Below are 20,956 nucleotides of genomic sequence, written 5' to 3'. Positions count from 1 at the left end.
ATGTTTTATGACGGCCCTTTTTGCGGGTAAAAACGCCGAAACGATGCCGCCGATTCAGTTCTCCACCAGGTCGGGGATCAGCTCGGCGGCCGTCAGCCAGTGGCGGCCGGTCCGGCGGGCCGCCTCCCACTTCGGGACGCTCACCGCGTCGTCCTGGCCGAGGTCCTCCGGGGTCGGGCCGATGCGCTCGGCCAGCCCGGCGAGCGCGCCCAGATCGAAGTTGTACAGCTCGGCCGCCGCCAGCCCCAGCATCTGGCGGATCTCCTCGTTGCGAATGTCCCAGAACGAGCGCTGCAGCCACTCGCGGGTGTGCGGCCAGGTGCCCTCCGGACGGGGAAAGTCGTTGCCCCACAACAAATTGGACACGCCGATCTCGTAGCGCTGGGCCAGCTCCCTGCGCTCGGTGGTGGCGGCCCCGATGAAGCAGTTGCCATCGAAGTAGGCCGACGGCGGCATCGTCAGGTCGCCCTCCATCTGATGGCTCATCTTCTTGGCCGAGTGCTCGCGCAGATACCGTGTGTCCATCAGCCAGAGCAGATCGTTGGCCCAGAACGCTTCGCACTCGGTGACGCCCCAGCGCAGCCGCGGGAAGCGCTCGAACACGCCCGACCACAACGCGAACCACAGCGGCCGGGCGCCCCACTAGCGCACCTCGGTGACGTAGATGCCCAGGTGCCCGCCGTACTCCTCCTGCGGGGCGGGGCCGGAATGGGTGTGCATCGGCATCTGCAAGTCCTGGCAGGCCGCCCACACCTTGTCGTAGCGACGGTCGTGGTACGGCGGGTAGCCGACCCAGCGCGCCGGGATCAGGATCCCGCCCCGCAGCCCGGATTCGGCCGACCGGGTGACCTCGGCGACCGCCGCATCCACGTCGGCCAGGATCGGCACCGCCGCGACACCGGCCCGCCGCTCGGTGAGCGCTACCGCCGGGCGATCACCGCCGCCCAGCAGCGCGGCTACGCGGTGGGGCTGCACCTGCTGCCCGACGTGCGCCTGCAGGAGCTGGCACTGATCGTGCGCAGCGCCGAGGTGCGTTCCACCCGGCTGAGCCAGTTGGCACAGGCGCTGACCGACGAGCTCATCCACCAGGAGGAGTGGTTTCCGGTCGAGCTGGAGCCGGACCGCACCTACGAGGTGAGCCACATCGACTCGCCGATCCTCGAACCCAGCTCCGGCATCGCCCTGATGCTCAGCCTGGTGCCCAGCGCCGAGCCGATGAGCGGCGAGGCGGTTACCAGGATGGGAGCGCAGCTGGCCTCGGCGACCCGCCGGCTCAGCGCCGCCCTGGCCGACGAGCCGGACCGTCCGGACGCCACCCAAATGCGCTGACGGGCAACGTCCTCCGGCACGGGCGGCTAGTCTCGCTCCGAGCCTTCGGAGTCCTCACCGTCGTCGTCGGAATTCCCGTCCTCGTCGTCGGAGTCCCCGTCATCCTCGGAGTCCCCGTCATCCTCGGAGTCGTCGGACTCTTCGGAGTCGTCGAGTTTGTCCGCGAATTTCGTGAGCAGCTCCGCCAACTTGCGGGCCTCCTCGGAGTCCAGTGAATCGTCGAAGATTCGCTCGTCGCCCTCCGACACCCGCTCGAGGTACACCGCCTTGTCCTTGATGCCGACGTCCCACCGGCCACCCTCTTGACGAACCATCTGTCGCCGCCTTCTCCACTCATGACCCGACTGCAGAACCGACGCGTCCCGGCCGCGTTACTGCGTCGTTTACCCCAAACCGCCTCGCGCCTCACACCGGAATAGACCCGGGCGCCAAGATTACGGCGCGATCGGCCGCTTGAAGAAGCAGGCGACGGAGAAGGCTCCGCGGTGGTCGGCGTCCATGCCCACCATCTCCCAGCCCTGGCGGCCCAACTCGTCCGCCCGCAACTTCATCTCGTCCATCGCGGTGTCCCCCTCCCGGTAATCCCAGGTGTACTCCCATTGCTGGGGATACCACTTGCCGTCGGAGGCCAGCCACCAACCCGGACCGGGCGAAGGATTGTTCATGTGGACGTGCGTACCACAGGCATCGGCGCGCTCACGCCTCAAGGGCTACGGCGCGTACGCCCAGCCGAGGAAGATGTTCTGCGAATCGTTGGGGCTCGGCCTGATCTCCCGGATGCGCGGCGGGGTGAAGTAATTGGCGGTGAGGTATTGGCCGTTACCCTCGCTGAGCATGACGTGCCCGGTGCCGTGGTCGAATCCCGGATTGCTCGTGAAAACGAGCGCGCCTTCCGGGATGCCGTCGGCGTTGGTGTGGATCAGCCCCTTGCGGTTGAAATCGTTGAAAGCATCCATCGCCGACGGGTACCTGAACGCGTGGTTGTAGGCCTGCTCCACGAAAGCCTCGCATTGAACCGTGTTGTCGGGATCGGCCGCCATCTGGCCGCGCGCCCACGCCATCGCGCGAGCCGCCTTGTCCTGACCGGCCGGTGCGGCGGCCGCCGCACCGCCACCGCCACCGCCGCAGTCGGGGCCAAGCGCGTCCAGGGTGTGCGTGTCGACGTCGACGTCGGCGACGTAGTGACCGTCAGTCGTCTTGTACCAGAGGCTGTCCCAGCCGCCGTTGGCGATCTGGTAGCTGAAGAACCCCCGCACCGGCTCACCCGCGGCGTGGCACACCAGGCTCAGGACCTGCCCGGCGTTGTACACGCCGTCTTGGCCGGACTTCGAGGTCGAGCCATTCATGCGCGGAGTGGTCGGCGCTTTGACGGTGGCAGTCGTCTCGGCATGAGCCGGTGCGGCACTGGGCAGACCCAAAGCAAAAACGGCTGCCGTCGCGGCCGCGATTGCTGCTTTCATCGCTCGGTCTTTCTGCCACGTTCCGCTGTGAAATTGATCGGGACGCTACACCAGCATTAAAGGCCGTGTGATGCAAATGGCGTTAAGAAATTCCGGCGCAATTCCTCAAAGAAACCGCGGCCATTGTTGCGGCGCCGAAGGACCGGCGCTGGCACCTTTCAGCAGTGCGCGGCCCAGCACCGCTGAAGCGGGCAATACGTCGCATGCGCGATGCTCACCATGGATTGGAGGTCGCCCAACGTCACGTTGCGCGGATCCAACTCGTTGTGAATGTTCTGGGCAATCTGGTCGTAGGTCCAGCCCCAGCCCAGGTCGTCACAAATCAGGCGCCCCATCCCCACCAGGGCGGCATCGTGGTCCGGCGGCCAGCTGAAGCCCTGGGCGCGCAGTTGGGCGAGGTAGGCGTCGTCGTTGGCATCGGCGGCCGCGATCGCGGGGCTCGCGAGGACGGCGGCGCCGACCATGACGGGGGCAGCCACTCGGGCCAGCCAGCGGGGTGAAGGCATGCGATCCGGATCCTTTCTTCACGCCGTTGACGAGGCTCTCGGCGCCGGCTCCAATGCGACAGAAGAAGGAAGAATAGGGAACACAGGGAAAAAGCAGCTTATGAAAAGCTGAATAATCGGCTTCGCGGCGGACTAACGCCGCCCGCCGGATTCGGGACCATCGCTCAGGGCGGCCGCGGGGTCCACCGCCGCCCATCCGTCGTCCACCCACACGGCAGCCAGTTCGACTGGGCGCCGTCGAAGCTCAGATAGCCTTCGGCCTGCGCGTTCACCCCACAGGTTTAAGTCCTCCGGGCCGTGCGAAACACCTTGAAATGCCAGACAATCGGCGGAAGGCGGCGCACGGGTGCCACCGGCGGGCAGTTGCCCACAACCGGGGCCCCTGGTGAACCGCGCGAGACCGGATCGACTAGTAGAGTGCGCCCGCATGGACGGCCGGGACGCGGCACAACGGCGGGCGGTGCGATGCGGCTCCGGCTCATAAGCGTCCCGGCGCTGATCGCCGAAGCCGGCGGCGATCCGTGGGCGATCAACCGGAGCCTGCAGGCCGGGAGCCCGTCGGAGATCTCGGACCTGGCGGAGGCATTTCACCGAGCGGGCGGCTGCACCCGGGATGCCAACGAAGCCTTCGAACGCGCACGCGAGCGGTTCGGCGCGGCCTGGAACCCTCAGGGAGGGGGCCATCCGATCAACGACTCCGCCGAAGTGCGGCGAGTGATCAGGGCACTGGGAGCGCAGTCGCTGCAGTTGCCCAAGATCGGCGCCGACCTGAAGAACGTCGCCGCGGCGCTCGCGGAGGCGCAAGGGGCCCAAGCCGGCGAGATCGCCCGCCTGGAAGCTCAGCTGCAAGAGCTCGACGACGTGATCGTCCAGGCCGTCGAGACGCAACGGGGCGGCGCGACCGACGAGGCGGCGCTCGACGCCCTGATCCGCGCGTGCGAAGACGATGCCATCGACGGCACCAAAGCCGCACTGGCTCAGAGTAAGTCGCTGCGCAGCCGGTACTCGGCGACGTTGCAGAAGTCGCTGGGCCACCTGGGCGCCGACGGCTACGACCCGTCGTCGCCGCGGCAAGCCGACGCGGGCACGCAGATCCCGGCCGCCGGCGCCGAGGACGTGCATCGGTGGTGGACTTCGCTGACCGCGCAGCAGCGGCGGCGCTTCATCGCCGAAAACCCCGATCAGATCGGCAATCTGAATGGCGTTCCGATCCTCGCGCGCAATGCCGCCAATACGGTCGTCCTGGCGCGGGACCTCGAGCGGGTGCGTGACACCGCCCGCCGCAGCGGCGTCTCCGTGGACGACGTGCTGCGCGATCCGGCGAGATACGGCCTCGCCGCCGCCGACGTCACCCGCTACCGAAACGCCGACGAAGTCAGCCGGGGCCTCGACCACGACGCGGGTGATGCCCAGCATCCCAACCCGGTCTACCTGTTCGCCTACGACCCGGTGGCGTTCGGCGGCAAGGGCCGCGCGGCGATCGCCATCGGCAACCCGGACACGGCGAAGAACACCGCGGTGATCGTGCCCGGCACCAACAGCAGCGTGCGGGGCGGCTGGCTGCACGACGGCCACAACGACGCCCTCAGCCTCTTCGCCCAGGCCAACGCCGCCGATCCGGACCACCCCACGGCCGTGATCGCGTGGATGGGCTACGACGCCCCCGACCGCCCCTCCGACGTCCAGCGCATCTCCACGCCCCACCTCGCACGGGCAGGTGGTGCGGCGCTGGCGCGGGAAGTGAACGGCCTGTGGGCGACTCACCTCGGCGGCGACCAGCACGTCACCGCGCTGGGCCACTCGTACGGGTCGACGACGGTGGCCGACGCGTTCGCCGTGCACGGCATGCGCGCCAATGACGCTGTGCTGCTTGGCTGTCCGGGCACCGACGCGGCCAAAAGCGCCGCCGACTTCCACCTGGACGGCGGCCACGTCTTCGTCGGCGACGCCTCCACCGATCCGGTGGGAATGATCGGGCAGCTCGATGGGCTGAGCAGGCACTTCTTCGGCGGCGACATCCTCGGGCAGCTGACTGGCACCGACCCCGGCTTGGGCGCCGACCCCGCCGTCGACGGCTTCGGATCGGTGCGCTTCCGCGCCGAGGTGCCCGGCTCCGGCGGCGTCGACCCCCGCGCTCATTCGCACTACTACGCTCCGGGCAGCGAGGCGCTGCACAGCATGGCCCACATCGTTTCGGGCCACGGCGACGCGTTGGAAGCCGACGGCCTGACCGCTGAACACCGCCGCCGCGCCGGTGCCATCCAGATCAGGATCCCCGGGCTGCCCCCGGTCACGCTGGGCCCGCGCACTCCGGCGATCTACGACCCGGAGTGGAACCGCCCGCCGGGTTCCATCACCGATGACCATTTCTTCGATGGCCGGCACCGCGATTGACTGCCGACAAGTTGGTTTGCCCCGCAATGACTTTCGTCGAGGGAGTAGAGTCGCGAGCATGAATTTGGTCGAGTGGCTGAGGACCCCGCATCACCTGCGGACGCGGTTGATGATGGAACGCCAGCCGATCAGGAACATCGAGATAGAGACGGTGTTCCTCGAAGTGTCCCACCGGGACGCGCTGCTGCGGTTCCCGGTGATGCTCATGCTGCTGCCCAGGCGCTCCCGCCCACCGCGCGATCGCGCCCCGCGGGACAAGTAGCGCAGCCGGCGGCGAGGTCGATTCCGGCCGAACGCCGCCAGGCCAACCGGCGGTGGTTCAGCCCCGCCGAACCGCACCGAACCGGGCTCGTCGAGTTGGTCATCGCGCTGCTGTCCGGCTCGATGGGGTTGCTCGGCGCCGCGCCGCACAAGCGGTCCGATGTCTCCACCAGCAATCTGTCGGGTTCCGGGCGTCGCGCAGAGCCCCGGCCCAGCGGTATCCCCACGGCTACGAACGCGCCGAAGACCCTCGCCGGAATTGTGGTGGCACTGGTCATTTGGTGCAGCGCCCCGGCCATCGCAGCCCCCGTTCCCGGCCTCACGCGCGCGCACGCCCGGGCCCGCTGGACCGGCCGCACGTTGCGGGTCGAGGCCGAGGGCTTCCTCGAGCCCGACCCTCATCTGGACGGCGCGGGCCCGCGTGGGCCGGTAACGCGGGGGCTCAGTTGCCGGGCTGACCGTCCGGCTTCGGGCCGCGGCCCTCGCCGGTGATGTACTTCGGGCAGTAGTGCGCGGCCGACAGGTAGGTGAACTTGGCCGCGCTCGCCCCCTGGAAGGCCGGGTTCTGGTTGCGGAGCTGCGTCACGATCTCGGCGGACGACTGGCCATCGTCGAGCAGCTCGCACACCGACTTGCCGATCGTGATCGCGTTGTCGCCGTTCTGGTAGGTGATGCCGGCGTCGCGCAGGTCGGTGAGAAAATCCTGATCGTTGTTGATGTCGGCGTGCGCCGGCGCGGCCAAGCCGATCGCGGTCGCGACGCCGACCAAACCCAGTAGGAATCGCATAACGCAGCGATTGTCGCAGACCCGTCCGCGAATGGCACCTCGTCGGGCGAACGGCGGGTGAACTCTCGCCGGCCCCGCAGCGCTACGCGGCCGGCGCGCGGGAGGGGCGCAGCACCGGACGCCGCAGCGTCAGCGACTCGGGTAGCGCCCCGACCTGCCGACGCTCTGCGGTCTCCCAGATGTCGCCGTCGAGCACACCGGGCAGACCGGCCTGGCTGGCGACGAAAACCGGCGCCACTCCCTGCGCGAACTGTCGGTGGTAATCCTTGAGCGCCGCGAACGCCCACTTGCCCAGCAGGCAGATGGTGAGCAGGTTCGCGATCGCCATCACCGCCATGGTCAGGTCGGCGAGCGCCCACACCAGCGTCAGCTTGGCCAGGGCCCCGAAGGCGATGGACAGCAGCGTGACGACCTTGAGCACATTGGCCGCCAGCCGGCGACCGCCCAGGTAGAACAGGTTGGCCTCGGCGACAACGTAGTTGCTCAGCACCGAGGCGAACGCGAAGACGAACACCACCGCGGTCATCAGGACGGTGGTCCACGACCCGAGATCGGCGGCGACCGCGGACTCGGTCAGGCTCGCGCCGGCGATCGCCCCCAAGCGGGCGGGGTTGTAGGTCTCGGGGCCCGACAACAGCACGATGAAGGCCGTCGCCGTGCAGATCACCATCGTGTCGACGAATACGGCCAGCGCCTGGATCAGGCCCTGCTCCACCGGATGCGCCACGGTCGCGGCGCCCGCGATGTTGGGCGAGCTGCCCATCCCGGCCTCGCAGGCGAACAGGCCCCGCTTGACGCCGGTGAACATCGCGGCGAGCACGCCACCGGCGAAACCGCCCGCCATCTGGCGTATTCCGAATGCCCCGCCGATGATCTCCTTGATGACCGCCGGCAGCTCGGTGATGTTGACGGCCACGATGCCCAGCGCGAGCACCGTGTACACCAGGGCGACCACGGGAAGGACCGACCCGGCGAACTGGGCGACCCGCCGCACCCCGCCGAACAGCACGGGCGCCGCCAGCACCGCCAAAACGACTGTGGTCCAACCGACTCCGATGCCGTGTGACGACTCCAGCACCCCGCTGATCGCGTTGGTCTCCACCATGTTGAACGCCGTGGAGAAGGTGAGCACCAACAGCATGGCGAAGACGACACCGCCCGCCCGGGACCGCAGGCCCCGTTCGATGTAGAACGCGGGACCGCCGCGGAAGGCGCCGTCATCGGAGCGCACCTTGAAGATCTGGGCCAGGGTCGCCTCGATCACCGCGGTGGCCATGCCGACGGCTGCCACCACCCACATCCAGAAGACGGCGCCGGGCCCGCCGACGGTGAGCGCGATTGCGACCCCGGCGATGTTGCCGGTGCCCACACGCGACGCGAGACCCACGCAGAACGCCTGGAAGGACGAGATGCCCCCGTCGTGGTGGCGTGCCCTGCGGAGCTGGCGCAGCATGCGTCCGAAGTAGCGGATCTGGATGAAGCGCGTGCGGACCGTGAAATAGATCCCGCCACCGATCAGCAAATAGATCAGGACGTGCGTATTGAGGAGGTTGCTGAGGGGTTCCACCAACTGCCGTTGAAGAAAGTCCAAGCCCCTGCTTCCTTTCGGCTACGTCCGCTGGTCGTCCGCTGGTCGTCGCCGAAATGGTATGGGCGAATTGTTGATTACAGGTTTCGTTCACCCGCCGTTAGTGGGCGGATATGTAAAAAGCGCATCACATTCGCCACCACGGGCCGCCGCCGCACACGGTTGCCAGACGAAGCGGCGCCGTGGGTCGATACCCACGGCGCCGCCCGTCCGGCCCAACGGTGCCGCTCAGGACGTGGAGCTGGCGGTCGTGGTGGTGGTCGAGGAGATGGCGTCCGGGCAGTAGGCGCTGGCCGCGATCGCGGTGAACTTCTCCGCTTTCTCCTGGCTGAGTGCGGGGGCCTTGGACACCATCGCCGTAGCGATATCGGCCATCGCCGTGCCACCGCCGGCCGCCGAACACACATAGTGGGCGGCCTGGATTGCCTGTCCCGGATCGTTATAGGTGAAGCCCGCGGAATTCAGCGAGCCGAGGAAGGCGTCGTCGGTGTCATCGGCGTGTGCGGGCACGGCCAACCCGATTCCGGCGACCACGCCGGCAATTGTCAATACAAGCTTCATGAACACAAATCGTCCCAGGAGTGCGGCCCGCCCGCAGTTGACGAAACAATTCGTAACATCGTCAACCCACGGTTGACACCGCCATGGCGTCAACTTACCGTTGACGACATGCCCGAGCCGACCCGCATCGCCTACCCCGTCCGCCTCGACGAGCTGATCGGCGCGATCAAATCGGTGCACACCGACGCGCTGGACCAGTTGGCTGACGCCGTGCTGGCCGCCGAGCACCTGGGCGAGGTGGCCGACCACCTGATCGGGCACTTCGTGGATCAGGCCCGCCGCTCCGGGGCGTCGTGGACCGACATCGGCAAGAGCATGGGCGTCACCAAACAGGCGGCCCAGAAGCGGTTCGTGCCCCGCGCCGAACCCGCCACCCTCGACCCCGAACAGGGCTTCGGCCGCTTCACCCCCCGCGCGCGCGGCGCGGTGGTGGCGGCCCAGAACGCCGCGCACGAGGCGGGCAACGCCGAGATCACCCCCGACCACCTGCTCCTCGGCCTGCTCGACGATCCGGCCGCCCTGGCCACGGTGCTGCTGCACCTGCAGAAGGTCGACACCGGCGCGCTGCGCGCCGCCGTGCGGCTGCCGCCGGCCGTCGCCGAGACACCCGACCTCATCCCGTTCAGCGGCCCCGCGCGCAAAGCCCTGGAACTGACCTTCCGTCACGCACTTCGCTTGGGCCACAACTACATTGGAACCGAGCACCTGCTGCTGGCGCTACTCGAACTGGAGGACTCCTCCCCCGACGAGGGACCGCTGCGCCGGTGCGGCGTGGACAGGGACCGCATCGAGGCCGACGTGATCAAGGCGCTCGAATCGCTCGGTGCGCGCGCGCAGGGCTGATTCGGGTGTGTGGTCCGACCCCTCCCGTCGCCGGCACCGCGTGTGCGATCATTCGAAGGTCCCGGGACAAGGGTGCCGAGGAGGCGAAGACGTGGGGAAGATGCACCGTTGGCTGGTAGTCCTGTCCGGCTTTCTCGTCGCCGCCGCAAGCGTCACCGCCGTCGCCGTTTCGACGCCGCGCGCCTGGGCCGGTGACGCCCCGATCGGCCACATCGGTGACACGCTGCGCGTGGACACCGGCACCTACGTCGCCGACGTCACCGTCACGGGCGTGTCCCCCTGCGATCCGCCGCCCGGCTTCGGCTACACGCGCGAAGGCACCTACAAGGGCTTTCCCGGCAGCACCGTCGAGCGCGCGGACGTGGTCGTGCACGCGGTCCGGGTGCCCAACCCGTTCATCATGGCGACCAGCTTCAGCTTCGACGGGGTGACCCCGTTCGCCGACGCCTACAAGCCGCGGGCCACCGATGCGCCCGACGCGCTGGACAACGTCCTCACCAACGCGCCGAACGGGGCGGTCGTGCGGGGCGAAGTGTATTGGGACGCCTACCGTGATCCCGTCTCCACCGTGGTCCTGCTGGACAGGAAGACGGGCTACCACCTCGCGCAGTGGAACCTCTGACCCGCACCGTACGCGCCGTCACGACGGACTCCGTCGACGTTGAAGAGCTTGCCGATGTCGCCGCGCGCACCTTTGCGCTGGCCTGCCCGCCCTCGGTGGCGCCCGAGAGCGTCGCGGCATTCGTCGACGCCAACCTGTCGGCCGCGCGCTTCGGCGAATACCTGGCCGACCCGCGCCGGGCGATCCTGGCCGCGGCGAGCGACGGGCGAATCATCGGATACGCCATGCTGATTCGCGATGTCGACGACGACGCGGCGGAACTGTCCAAGATCTACGTTGCGGCCGAGCACCACGGCACCGGGGTCGCGGCCGCGCTGATGGACCTCGCACTGGCCACGGCCGACGGATGGGGCGTGGCCCGCGTGTGGCTGGGCGTCAACCGGGCGAACCAACGCGCACAACGCTTTTACGCCAAGAGCGGCTTCACCGTCAGCGGCACCAGGACGTTTCAGGTCGGCGCCAGCCGCGAGAACGACTTCGTCATGACCCGCGCGCTTCGCTGACCCCGGCGGTCAGCGCCAGGAGCCGAGACATGGCCCGCAGGTACTTCTTTCGGTAGCCGCCCGAGAGCATCTCGTCGCTGAAGACGGTGTCCAACTTCTCCCCCGACGCGACCACCGGAATGCCGGCGTCGTACAGCCGGTCGGTCAGCGCCACCAGCCGCAGCGCGACGTTCTGATCGTCGATGCCGTGCACGCCCGTCAGGAACACGGCGGTCACACCCTCGATCAGGGTCAGGTAGCGCGACGGGTGCATGGTGGCCAGGTGCGCGCACAGGGCGTCGAAGTCGTCGAGCGTCGCCCCGTCGACCCGCGCGGCCCGCGCCGCCACCTCGTCGTCCGACAGCGGCTGCGGCGCCGGCGGCAGGCCGCGGTGCCGATAGTCGGGGCCCTCGATCCGCACGGTGGTGAAAATGCTTGCCAGCGTGTTGATCTCGCGGAGGAAATCCTGCGCCGCGAACCGGCCCTCGCCGAGCTGCTCGGGCAGCGTGTTGGACGTGGCGGCCACCGACACTCCCCGCTCGACCAGCGACGAGAGCAGCCGCGAGATCAGCGTGGTGTTGCCGGGGTCGTCCAGCTCGAACTCGTCGATGCACACCGCCGTGTAGCCGGCCAGCAGCTCGACGCATTCGGCGAAGCCGAACACCCCGGCCAACTGCGTCAACTCGCCAAAGGTCGCGAACGCCTTGGGAGTAGGCGTTTGCGGCCCGTCGCCGGGCAGCGCGTAGTAGGCCGACGCCAGCAGGTGCGTCTTGCCCACCCCGAACCCGCCGTCCAGATACAACCCGACGCCGGGCAGCACCACGCGCCGGCCCAACAGTTTCCGCCGGCCCGCGCGGCGTTCGACCGCCTCGCGGCAGAAGTCCCGGCACGCCGCGACGGCGGCGGACTGCGTCGGCTCGCCCGGGTCGGGCCGGTACGTCGCGAAGCTCACGTCGGCGAACGTTGGGGGCGGCCTCAATTGGGCGATCAGCCGCTCCGGCGACACGGTGGGATGCCGATCCACCAGGTGCGCCACCCGCCCCGAAGTGGACCCGTGCATGCCAGAACTGTAACGGCGTGCTGCAATCGATCTCATGCCCCTTCCCGAGACGCCGCTGTCGCTGCTCGGGTCGGTGGGCGAACTGGACGACGGCGCGCTCCCCGGGCTCTACGAGTACCCCGAACGCGACGGGACCTGGGTGCGGGCCAACTTCATCGCCAGCGTCGACGGCGGGGCCACCTCCGGCGGCAGCAGCGGGACGATGGGCGGCCCCGGCGACCGGTTCGTGTTCAACCTGCTGCGTGAGCTCGCCGACGTCATCGTGGTCGGCGCGGGCACCGTGCGGGTCGAAGGCTATTCGGGCGCTCAGCTGAGCGTCGCGCAGCGCCAACAGCGGCAGGACCGCGGGCAGAGCGAGGTCCCGCCCCTGGCGATCGTCACCAAGTCGGGTCACCTGGACCGCGACATGGCGGTGTTCACCCGGACAGAGGTGCCGCCGCTGGTGCTGACCTGCGCGGCGGCCGCCGCCCCGGCGCGGCGGCTGCTGGGCGACGTGTGCGAGGTGGTCGACTGCTCGGGCGACGACCCGGGCGAGGTCGACGAGGCCGTGATGCTGGCGACCCTCGACGCTCGCGGAATGCGCCGCATCCTGACCGAGGGCGGGCCGATGCTGCTCGACTCGCTGATCCAGCGCGACATGCTCGACGAGCTCTGCCTGACCGTCGCGCCCTACCTCGTCGGCGGCCTGGCCCGGCGCATCGCGACCGGCCCCAGCCAGCTGCTGACCCGGATGCGCCGCGCCCACGTTTTAACCGACGACGCCGGTTACCTGTACACCCGCTACGTCAAGGTCTAGCTACTGTGGTCGACATGAGTCGGCAGATCACGCTCGCCACGATCTTGGTTGCGGCGACCACCGTGGTCGCCGGCTGCGCCCCCGGCCTGGCCGCCGACCCGCGCTTCGCCACCGATTCCGGCGCCCGTCCCCAGGGCGCGAGCACCGCTAAGCCGCCACCCGGCGGCCCGCCGCCGCTCGCGGCCCCCAAGAACGACCTGCCGTGGCACGACTGCACGTCGCGGGTGTTCGGCGACGCCGCGGTCCCGCCCGCCGCCGGGGTCCAGCTGGACTGCGCGACCTACGACGCGGACCTGGACCCGGTCAACGGCGGCACCGGCAGCGTGAGCGTCGGCGTGGTCCGCGCCCGCTCGGACAAGACCCCCCGCGACGCCGCCCCCCTGGTCTTCACCACCGGCTCGGACCTGCCGTCCTCGGTGCAGCTGCCGGTCTGGATGTCGCGGGGCGGCGCCGACGTGCTGCAGACCCACCCGATCGTCGCCGTCGACCGGCGCGGCATGGGCATGTCGAACCCGATCGACTGCCGGGATCCCTCCGACCGCCAGATCATGCGCGACCAGGCGCAGTTCCAGGCCGGTGACGACCCCGTCGCCAACCTGTCGGACGTCGCCAACACCGCCACCACGAACTGCACCGACGCCATCGCGCCGGGCGCCTCCGCCTACGACGACGCCCACGCCGCCTCGGACATCGAGCGGCTGCGCACGCTGTGGGACGTGCCGGCGGTCGCGCTGGTCGGCGTCGGCAACGGCGCCCAGGTGGCGCTGGCCTACGCGGCCACGCGCCCCGACAAGGTCGCGCGGCTGATCCTCGACTCGCCGGTGGCGCTGGGCGTCAACGCCGAAGCCGCCGCCGAGCAACAGGTCAAGGGCCAGGAGGCCGCGCTCGACGCGTTCGCGGCCCAGTGTGTCGCGGTGAACTGCGCGCTGGGTCCCGACCCGAAGGGCGCCGTCAGCGGGTTGCTGGCCGACGCCCGCGCCGGCAAGGGTCCCGCCGGCGCGTCGGTGGCCCAGTTGGCGGGCGCCATCACCGTCGCGCTGGGCTTCCCCACCGGCGGCCGCGTCAACGCCACCACCAATTTGGCCAACGCGCTGGCGGCCGCCCGCTCCGGCGACACCAACCAGCTGACCAGCCTGATCAACCACGCCGACGCGACCCAGGACTCCGACGGCCAGTTCGTCAACACCTGCAGCGACACCGTCAACCGACCCACCCCGGACCGGGTGCGCGAACTGGTCGTGGCGTGGGCCAAGCTGTACCCCGAGTTCGGCACCGTCGCGGCGCTCAACTTGGTCAAATGCGTGCACTGGCCCACCGGCTCGCCGCCGGCGCCGCCGAAATCGTTGAAGGTCGACGTGTTGCTGCTGGGCGTGCAGAACGACCCGATCGTGGGCACCGACGGGGTCGCCCAGACGGCGGCCACCGTCATCAACGCCAACGCGGCGAGCAAGCGGGTGATGTGGCAGGGCATCGGCCACGGCGCCAGCATCTACTCGAGCTGCGCGGTTTCCCCGCTGATCGGCTACGTCAACAGCGGCAAACTGCCCGGCACCGACACGTACTGTCCCGCCTGATTTTCCGGCCCGGCGGGCGCCCGGTGTACGGTGCGCTGGTGACGGCAGCTGACTCGACCCGAACCGGCTTGCGTGATTGGATCCTGGCCGCCTTTCGTCCCCGCAGCGGCCCACCGAGCACCGCGACGATCCTGCGGTCCGCGTTGTGGCCGGTGGCCATCTTCTCGGTGCTGCACCGCAGCATCATCCTGACGCTCAACGGCAACATCACCGACGACTTCAAGCCGGTGTACCGCGCGGTCCTCAACTTCCGGCACGGCTGGGACATCTACAACGAGCACTTCGACTACGTCGACCCGCACTACCTCTACCCGCCCGGCGGCACCCTGCTGATGGCGCCGTTCGGCTACCTGTCCTTCACGCCGTCGCGGTACCTGTTCATCCTGATCAACACCGTCGCGATCCTGATCGCCTGGTACCTGCTGCTGCGGTTGTTCAACTACACCCTCTCGTCGGTGGCCGCGCCCGCCCTGCTGCTGGCCATGTTCTGCACCGAAAGCGTGACCAGCACGCTGGTGTTCACCAACATCAACGGCTGCGTGCTGCTGGCCGAGGTGCTGTTCCTGCGCTGGCTGCTGGACGGCAAGGTCGGGCATCAGTGGTGGGCCGGGCTGGTGATCGGCCTGACGCTCACGCTCAAACCGGTGCTGGGGCCGCTGCTGTTGCTGCCCCTGCTGAACCGCCAGTGGCGTGCGCTGATCCCCGCGATCGTCGTGCCCGCCGTCGTCAACGCGGTCGCCTGGCCGTTGGTCAGCGACCCGATGGACTTCGTCACCAAGACGCTGCCGTACATCGGGGGCACCCGGGACTACTTCAACAGCTCGATCGAGGGCAACGGCGTGTACTTCGGCCTGCCGACCTGGCTGATCGTCTTCCTGCGGGTGATGTTCGTGCTGCTCACGATCGGCGCGCTGTGGCTGCTGTACCGCTACTACCGCACCCGCGACCCGCTGTTCTGGTTCACCAGCTCGTCGGGCGTGCTGCTGCTGTGTTCCTGGCTGGTGCTGCCGCTGGCCCAGGGCTACTACTCGATGATGCTGTTCCCGTTCCTGATGACCGTGGTGCTGAAGAATTCGCTGATCCGCAACTGGCCGGCGTGGCTGGGGATCTACGGGTTCATGACGTTGGACGACTGGCTGATCTACAAGTACATGCGGTACGGACGGGCGCTGCACTACCTCAAGATCACCTACGGCTGGTCGCTGCTGCTGATCGTCGCGTTCACCGTGCTGCTGTTCCGTTACCTGGACGCCAAGGCCGAGAACCGGCTGGACGAGGGCATCGATCCGGCGTGGCTGACGGGTAGGCGAGTTGGCGCTAGCGTGGATGCATGACTAGCCCGAAGCTGCAGCTGACCGACGACGAGTGGCGGAAGAAGCTCACACCCGAAGAGTTTCACGTGCTGCGCCGGGCCGGCACCGAACGTCCCTTCACCGGCGAGTACACCGACACCAAGACCGAGGGCATCTACCAGTGCCGGGCGTGTGGCGCCGAATTGTTCCGCAGCACAGAGAAATTCGAATCGCACTGCGGCTGGCCGTCGTTCTTCGACCCGGCGAACTCCGACGCGGTGATCCTGCGGCCCGACGATTCGCTGGGCATGCGGCGCGTCGAGGTGCTGTGCGCCAACTGCCACAGCCACCTGGGCCACGTCTTCGAGGGTGAGGGCTACCCGACGCCGACCGACCAGCGGTATTGCATCAACTCGATCTCGCTGCGGCTGGTGCCGGCGGGGTCCTAGTCACCCTCGCGACACTCACGCCCCACCTATCCCGTCGCGCGAACGCGCGCGACGACGTCCTGCGGCGTGTCGTCGCGACACATAACCAGTTGCGACGACACGCCGTGGCGGATGGCAACGGTTTATATCTCGCGACATCCGCGACGGGTGAGCGCCGCGCGAACGCGCGCGACGACGTCCTGCGGCGTGTCCTCCGCGATCACCCGGATGACGATCCACCCGAGTTCTTCCAGCTTGCGTAGCCGCCAGTGGTCCCGGGCGTATTGGCGGCGGCTGGTGCGATGCTGGTCGCCGTCGTACTCGGCCGCGACTTTGTACCGCTCCCAACCCATATCGAGCACGCCGACCAACCGCCAGCCGTCGTTCACGGGTATCTGGGTTTCGGGAGCCGGAAATCCCGCGTCGATCAACAGCAGCCGCAGCCAGGTCTCCTTGGGCGACGCGGCGCCGGGGTCGACGAGTGGGAGCGCCGCGCGCAGCCGCCGCAGCCCCCGCGCACGCGGGTACCGCTTGGCCAGCAACGGCACCTCCTCGAGGCAGAACGGGCGCGCCCGCAGCAGCGCGTCGAGCCGCGCTACCGCCTCCTCCCTGGGAAATTGCCTGGCCACGTCGTACGCAGTCCTCGCCGCAGTCGTGACCGGCAGGCCTGCGGCCCTGGTGATCTCGTCGCGTTGAACTCGCTGGTTGCGGGTGATCACACCGGTCGGGGCGTGCTGATTGCCCCAGATGAGTTCGATCGGCACGTCGTCGTCGATCCAATCCGAGCCGTGCAATCCGGCCGCCGCGAGCCCGGCCACGATGCCGCGTCGTCCCGACCACAGCCACGCCCCGGCGCAGCGCGTCCGCAGCGACGGGGTCGCCGACTCTCCCAGATACACGTCGGGATAGATCGCCCGGAACCCGACGCGCAACTGATACGGGCTCAACCTGCCCTGCCGCACGGCCTCACTCCCGATGAACACGTCGTCCACGAACGAAAGACGTCAACCGGCTCCCGGCGGATCCACGAGATATAAACCCCTGCGACACATCGCGGCGTGTCGTCGCAAGGGTTTATGTGTCGCGGGGAAGGAGGGAGGGGCTCAGTCCACCCGGGTGGCGTGCACTTCCCAGAACGGGGCGTGCACCCGGCCGCCGTCGAGCCAAGGCTCCATGGCCCGGAAACGCTGGAGCAGCTCCTGCGCCTGCTCGGCCGCGTCCGGATTGCGCTCGGCCATCATCTCGATCTGCTCGATGCTGATGTTCACCAGGTAGGTCGTCGGCCCGAGATAGCTGATCTCCCAGCCGCCCTGCGGCAGCACGTCGCGAAAGTCGTTCTCGGACAACGACCGCATCATCTTGAACCCGTTGACGTCGTGGGCGCCGAACTCGAACATGTACAGCCGCGCCCCCGGCTTGGTGGCCCGGCGCAGAGCCTGTACGTAGGAGCGCTGGAGCTCGGGCTCGGTGCTGAAGATGTGGTAGAAGGCGCAGTCGACGACGGTGTCGAACCGGCCTTCCAGGCCCTCGAGCTTGGTGGCGTCGGCCAGCTCGAAGTTCACCGAAACCCCTGCCCGACGCGCGTTTTCGCGGGCCCGCTCCAGCGCGCCCGGCGAACCGTCGATCCCGGTGGCCGAGTAGCCCTTGGCGGCGTAGTAGATCGCGTGGTGGCCCGGCCCGGTGCCCGGATCGAGCACCTCGCCCTTGACCGCGCCCAGGGCCACCAGCTGCTGGACCACCGGCTGCGGGCCGCCGATGTCCCACGGCGTGGCGGTGGGCAGCCCGTTCGACGTCCGCTCGTCGCGGTACATCTCCTCGAATCGCGCAGGGTCGGTCACGTCGGGGCGGGTCATGGCAGCGAGTTCACCAACTGCTCGACCGCCACCCGGGGGCCGGTGAAGAACGGTGTCTCCTCGCGCGTGTGCCGGCGGGCGTCGGTGGCCCGCAGCTCGCGCATCAAATCGACGATGCGGTGCAGTTCGGGCGCCTCGAAGGCCAGGATCCACTCGTAGTCGCCGAGCGCGAACGCCGGCACCGTGTTGGCGCGGACGTCCTTGTACTCGCGCGCGGCCATGCCGTGTTCGGCGAGCATGCGGCGGCGCTCCTCGTCGGGCAGCAGGTACCACTCGTAGGACCGCACGAAGGGATACACGCAGATGTAGTTGCCGGGCTCCTCGCCGGCCAGGAAGGCCGGGATGTGGCTCTTGTTGAACTCGGCCGGCCGGTGCAGCGCCACGCTGCTCCACACCGGCGCACTGGCGCGGCCCAGCGCGGTCGTGCGCCGGAAGTCGGCGTAGGTCGCCTGCAGCGCCTCGACGCGTTCGGCGTGGGTCCAGATCATGAAGTCGGCGTCGGCGCGCAGGCCCGCGACGTCGTAGAGGCCGCGCACCACCACCCCGCGCTCCTCCTGCTGCTTGAGGAACGTCGACGCCTCGTCGATGACGTCGTCGCGCTGCTCCCCGAGCTCGCCCGGCTCCACGGAGAAGACGGAGAACATCAGGTAGCGGATCGTGGAGTTCAGCGAGTCGTAGTCGAGCTTGGCCATGGCATCTATCGTGCCACTTTCACTTCGAGGGCCTCGACCGCGCGCCCGGCCGCCCCGACGCAGGCAGGCACCCCGATGCCGTCGAGGTAGCTGCCGGCCACCGCGAGCGTCGGCGGCAGGCCCGCGCGGACCTCGGCGGCCAGGCCCGCGTGGCCGGGGCCGTACTGCGGCATGGCCTCGATCCAGCGCTGCACGCGGGCGTCGACGGGCTCGACGTGCAGGCCGAAGACGGTGGCCAGGTCGTCCACCGCCCACACCAGTAGCTCGTCATCGGAGGCCGTTTCGGCCAGACCGTCGCCGCACCGGCCGAACGACAGCCGCAGCAGCTGGGCGTCGCCACGGGCACCCCATTTGCGCGACGACAGCGTGATCGCCTTGGCGCGCAACGCTTCTCCGGTCGCCACCAGCACGCCGGAGCACTCCGGAAAGGGGGTGCCCCCCGGCACCGCGAGAGCGACCACCACCGACGACGCGCTGGTGATCCGGCCGGCGGCGGCGGCGCTCGTCGGCGCGATGTCGGCGAGCAGGCGCGCCGCCCGGGGTGCCGGGACGGCCAGGATCACCGCATCGGCGTGCCAGCGGGCGCCGGCGTCGTCCAGCAAAGCCCAGCCCGGTCCGGCGGGCTCCAGCCGCTGCACGGCGGCCCGCACCCGTCGCGGCCGGCTTCGCTCGACGAGCGCGTCCAGCAGCACCTGGTAGCCGCCGTCCAGCGCTCCGAACACCGGCGCGCCGGTCGGCGGCGGCAGCGCCTGCCGGACCGCGTCGGTCAGGCTGGCGGCGCCGCGGTCCAACGCGGCGGCGACGCCGGGGGCGGCCGCGCGCAGGCCGATCGTGGCCGCCGAGCCCGCATACACGCCGCTCAGCAGCGGATCCACCGACCGCGCCACGACCTGCTCGCCGAACCGCTCCCCCACCAGTTCGGCCGTCGCGGGATCGCTGCCGGGCCGCCAGCGCAACGGGCGGCCGGGTTCGGCCTCGATGCGCGCGACGGTCGCCTCGTCGACCAATCCCGCCACCGCGGCGGCCGACGACGGGATCCCGACCACCGTGCCGGTGGGCAGCGGGTGCACCGTCCGCCCGCTGTAGATCAACGGACGCGCGCCGGTGGACACCAGTTGGCGCCCCGACAGGCCCAGCTCGGCCAGCAGCGCCGGCATCTCGGGCCGGCGCAGGATGAACGCCTCGGCGCCCAGGTCCATGGTCTGGCCGCCGACCCGCTCGGTACGCAGGATGCCGCCCAGCCGGTCACCCGGATCGAACAACGTGATGGCCGCGTGGTCACCCACCGCAGCCCGCAGCCGGTACGCCGCCGTCAGACCCGAAATACCGCCCCCGACAACGCAATACGAGGGGACGGTCATAGGGAGTGGACCAGTGACACCAGGTCGGTCAGCACGCCGGGCTCGGTCTCCGGCAGCACGCCGTGGCCCAGGTTGAACACGTGACCGCCCGCCCCCGCGTCGATCGCGCGGCGCCCGTCGTCGACCACGGCGCGGGCGGCGCGTTCCACGGCCGGCCAGCCCGCCATCAGCACCACCGGATCGAGGTTGCCCTGCAGCGCCGTGCCCGGCGCGACCCGGGCGGCGGCGTCGGTGAGCGACGTGCGCCAATCCACCCCCACGACCGTCGCACCGACCGTCGACATGGCGCCCAGCAGTTCCGCGGTGCCCACCCCGAAGTGCGTCATCGGCACGCCGTGCTCGGCCAGCGCGCCGAACACCCGGGCGCTGTGCGGCTGCACGTAGGTGCGGTAGTCGGCGAGCGACAGCGCGCCCGCCCAGGAGTCGAAGACCTGGATGGCGTCCACCCCGGCCTCCACCTGCGCCCGCAGGAAGCCGACGGTGATGTCGGTGAGCTTTTCCATCAGCGCGTTCCAGCTGTCCGGGTCGGCCAGCATCATGGCCTTGGTCCGGGCGTGGTGGCGGCTCGGGCCGCCCTCGATCAAATAGGACGCCAGCGTGAACGGCGCGCCCGCGAACCCGATCAGCGGGACCTCGCCCAGCGCCGCCACCAGCAGCGTGACCGCGTCGGAAACCGGCTGAATCCGTTGTCGGTCAAGGGGTTTCATCGCGTCGACGTCGGCCGCGGTGCGCACCGGCGACGCGATCACCGGCCCGACCCCGGCGACGATGTCCAGGTCGATGCCCGCGCCCAGCAGCGGCACCACGATGTCGGAGAACAAGATGGCCGCGTCGACGCCGTGCCGGCGCACCGGTTGCAGGGTGATCTCGCAGACCAGCTCGGCGTCGAAGCAGGCCGCGAGCATGTCGGTCTGGGCCCGCAGCGCCCGGTACTCGGGCAGCGAACGACCCGCCTGCCGCATGAACCACACCGGGATCCGCGCGGGTTTGCGACCGGTGACGGCGGCCAGATACGGCGACTCGGGGAGGTCGCGGCGAGTACTCATCGTCCTCAATGCTGCCACGAC

Annotated in this window: 22 protein-coding genes and 2 pseudogenes; 10 read left to right on the top strand and 14 right to left on the bottom strand. The window is 69.6% G+C overall.

Translation table 11 applies throughout. The features are described from left to right. Positions 1-54: 54 nt before the first annotated feature. Positions 55-912, bottom strand: a pseudogene (locus tag BST44_RS02590) (amidohydrolase family protein); the annotation flags it as partial. A gap of 3 nt (positions 913-915) precedes the next feature. On the opposite strand from BST44_RS02590, the pseudogene BST44_RS02585 reads away from it, so the two are divergent. Further along, positions 916-1,329, top strand: a pseudogene (locus tag BST44_RS02585) (transcriptional regulator); the annotation flags it as partial. A 26-nt stretch (positions 1,330-1,355) separates the two neighbouring features. Here the strand turns inward: BST44_RS02585 and BST44_RS02580 are convergent. The 4 genes from BST44_RS02580 to BST44_RS02565 form a co-directional block, all read right to left on the bottom strand. Next, entirely contained in the window at positions 1,356-1,643 is a 288-nt protein-coding gene (locus BST44_RS02580; RefSeq protein WP_083174921.1) for a hypothetical protein, read from the bottom strand. A gap of 120 nt (positions 1,644-1,763) precedes the next feature. Next, positions 1,764-1,994: a hypothetical protein gene (locus BST44_RS02575; protein ID WP_083174919.1), complete on the bottom strand. Its 231-nt coding sequence runs from the start codon at positions 1,992-1,994 to the stop codon at positions 1,764-1,766. A gap of 45 nt (positions 1,995-2,039) precedes the next feature. After that, positions 2,040-2,675 (bottom strand): hypothetical protein, encoded by a 636-nt coding sequence (locus BST44_RS02570; RefSeq protein WP_083174918.1) that lies wholly within the window; start codon positions 2,673-2,675, stop codon positions 2,040-2,042. Between the two features lie 272 nt (positions 2,676-2,947). Continuing rightward, positions 2,948-3,295 (bottom strand): DUF732 domain-containing protein, encoded by a 348-nt coding sequence (locus BST44_RS02565; protein ID WP_083174916.1) that lies wholly within the window; start codon positions 3,293-3,295, stop codon positions 2,948-2,950. A 465-nt stretch (positions 3,296-3,760) separates the two neighbouring features. On the opposite strand from BST44_RS02565, the gene BST44_RS02560 reads away from it, so the two are divergent. Then, positions 3,761-5,689, top strand: coding sequence for a putative alpha/beta hydrolase (locus BST44_RS02560; RefSeq protein WP_083174915.1), 1,929 nt, complete (start codon positions 3,761-3,763; stop codon positions 5,687-5,689). A gap of 58 nt (positions 5,690-5,747) precedes the next feature. Next, positions 5,748-5,951, top strand: a complete 204-nt coding sequence (locus BST44_RS02555; protein ID WP_083175096.1) for a hypothetical protein — start codon at positions 5,748-5,750, stop codon at positions 5,949-5,951. Between the two features lie 441 nt (positions 5,952-6,392). Here the strand turns inward: BST44_RS02555 and BST44_RS02545 are convergent, their stop codons facing one another. The 3 genes from BST44_RS02545 to BST44_RS02535 all read right to left on the bottom strand — a co-directional run bounded on the left by BST44_RS02545 (position 6,393) and on the right by BST44_RS02535 (position 8,886). Continuing rightward, the gene (locus BST44_RS02545) at positions 6,393-6,737 is read right to left on the bottom strand and encodes a DUF732 domain-containing protein (protein WP_083174913.1); all 345 of its coding nucleotides are present in this window, start codon (positions 6,735-6,737) and stop codon (positions 6,393-6,395) included. An 82-nt stretch (positions 6,738-6,819) separates the two neighbouring features. Beyond that, positions 6,820-8,328: an alanine/glycine:cation symporter family protein gene (locus BST44_RS02540; protein ID WP_083174911.1), complete on the bottom strand. Its 1,509-nt coding sequence runs from the start codon at positions 8,326-8,328 to the stop codon at positions 6,820-6,822. Between the two features lie 225 nt (positions 8,329-8,553). Beyond that, a complete protein-coding gene (locus BST44_RS02535; RefSeq protein WP_083175094.1) occupies positions 8,554-8,886 on the bottom strand; it encodes a DUF732 domain-containing protein in 333 nt (110 codons plus the stop codon). A 108-nt stretch (positions 8,887-8,994) separates the two neighbouring features. On the opposite strand from BST44_RS02535, the gene BST44_RS02530 reads away from it, so the two are divergent. From BST44_RS02530 to BST44_RS02520, 3 genes are all read left to right on the top strand, one after another. Then, positions 8,995-9,729, top strand: a complete 735-nt coding sequence (locus BST44_RS02530) for a Clp protease N-terminal domain-containing protein (RefSeq protein ID WP_083174910.1) — start codon at positions 8,995-8,997, stop codon at positions 9,727-9,729. A 100-nt stretch (positions 9,730-9,829) separates the two neighbouring features. After that, entirely contained in the window at positions 9,830-10,351 is a 522-nt protein-coding gene (locus BST44_RS02525) for a hypothetical protein (protein ID WP_083175092.1), read from the top strand. After that, entirely contained in the window at positions 10,339-10,854 is a 516-nt protein-coding gene (locus BST44_RS02520; RefSeq protein ID WP_083174908.1) for a GNAT family N-acetyltransferase, read from the top strand. The genes BST44_RS02525 and BST44_RS02520 overlap by 13 nt, the downstream gene beginning before the upstream one ends. On the opposite strand, the gene zapE is transcribed toward BST44_RS02520, so the two are convergent. Then, complete coding sequence (gene zapE / locus BST44_RS02515) at positions 10,832-11,929, bottom strand: cell division protein ZapE (RefSeq protein WP_142274335.1); 1,098 nt, start codon at positions 11,927-11,929, stop codon at positions 10,832-10,834. The genes BST44_RS02520 and zapE overlap by 23 nt on opposite strands. On the opposite strand from zapE, the gene BST44_RS02510 reads away from it, so the two are divergent. The 4 genes from BST44_RS02510 to msrB are packed head-to-tail and all read left to right on the top strand — an operon-like array spanning position 11,928 to position 16,004. Then, the gene (locus BST44_RS02510; RefSeq protein ID WP_083174904.1) at positions 11,928-12,689 is read left to right on the top strand and encodes a pyrimidine reductase family protein; all 762 of its coding nucleotides are present in this window, start codon (positions 11,928-11,930) and stop codon (positions 12,687-12,689) included. The genes zapE and BST44_RS02510 overlap by 2 nt on opposite strands. A gap of 14 nt (positions 12,690-12,703) precedes the next feature. Next, complete coding sequence (locus BST44_RS02505; RefSeq protein WP_083174903.1) at positions 12,704-14,263, top strand: alpha/beta hydrolase; 1,560 nt, start codon at positions 12,704-12,706, stop codon at positions 14,261-14,263. Positions 14,264-14,286: 23 nt separating this feature from the next. Continuing rightward, complete coding sequence (gene aftC, locus BST44_RS02500; protein WP_083174901.1) at positions 14,287-15,597, top strand: arabinofuranan 3-O-arabinosyltransferase; 1,311 nt, start codon at positions 14,287-14,289, stop codon at positions 15,595-15,597. Beyond that, positions 15,594-16,004 (top strand): peptide-methionine (R)-S-oxide reductase MsrB, encoded by a 411-nt coding sequence (gene msrB / locus BST44_RS02495; protein ID WP_083174899.1) that lies wholly within the window; start codon positions 15,594-15,596, stop codon positions 16,002-16,004. The genes aftC and msrB overlap by 4 nt, the downstream gene beginning before the upstream one ends. A gap of 122 nt (positions 16,005-16,126) precedes the next feature. Here msrB and BST44_RS02490 read toward each other — a convergent pair whose 3' ends face one another. The 5 genes from BST44_RS02490 to hemE all read right to left on the bottom strand — a co-directional run bounded on the left by BST44_RS02490 (position 16,127) and on the right by hemE (position 20,935). Further along, positions 16,127-16,975: an endonuclease domain-containing protein gene (locus tag BST44_RS02490; protein WP_083174898.1), complete on the bottom strand. Its 849-nt coding sequence runs from the start codon at positions 16,973-16,975 to the stop codon at positions 16,127-16,129. A gap of 111 nt (positions 16,976-17,086) precedes the next feature. Next, positions 17,087-17,836 (bottom strand): class I SAM-dependent methyltransferase, encoded by a 750-nt coding sequence (locus tag BST44_RS02485; RefSeq protein WP_083174896.1) that lies wholly within the window; start codon positions 17,834-17,836, stop codon positions 17,087-17,089. After that, positions 17,833-18,528 carry a hydrogen peroxide-dependent heme synthase gene (hemQ, locus tag BST44_RS02480; protein ID WP_007171616.1) on the bottom strand — a complete coding sequence of 232 codons (696 nt, stop codon included), beginning with the start codon at positions 18,526-18,528 and terminating at the stop codon, positions 17,833-17,835. The genes BST44_RS02485 and hemQ overlap by 4 nt, the downstream gene beginning before the upstream one ends. 5 nt (positions 18,529-18,533) lie before the next feature. Then, entirely contained in the window at positions 18,534-19,889 is a 1,356-nt protein-coding gene (locus BST44_RS02475; protein WP_083174895.1) for a protoporphyrinogen oxidase, read from the bottom strand. Next, positions 19,886-20,935 carry a uroporphyrinogen decarboxylase gene (gene hemE, locus BST44_RS02470; RefSeq protein WP_083174894.1) on the bottom strand — a complete coding sequence of 350 codons (1,050 nt, stop codon included), beginning with the start codon at positions 20,933-20,935 and terminating at the stop codon, positions 19,886-19,888. Before hemE ends, BST44_RS02475 begins: the two co-directional genes overlap by 4 nt. Positions 20,936-20,956 lie beyond the last annotated feature (21 nt).

It is taken from the genome of Mycobacterium scrofulaceum, from assembly GCF_002086735.1.
GTDB classification, from domain to species: domain Bacteria; phylum Actinomycetota; class Actinomycetes; order Mycobacteriales; family Mycobacteriaceae; genus Mycobacterium; species Mycobacterium scrofulaceum.
This window is presented reverse-complemented; position numbering and strand designations above follow the sequence as displayed.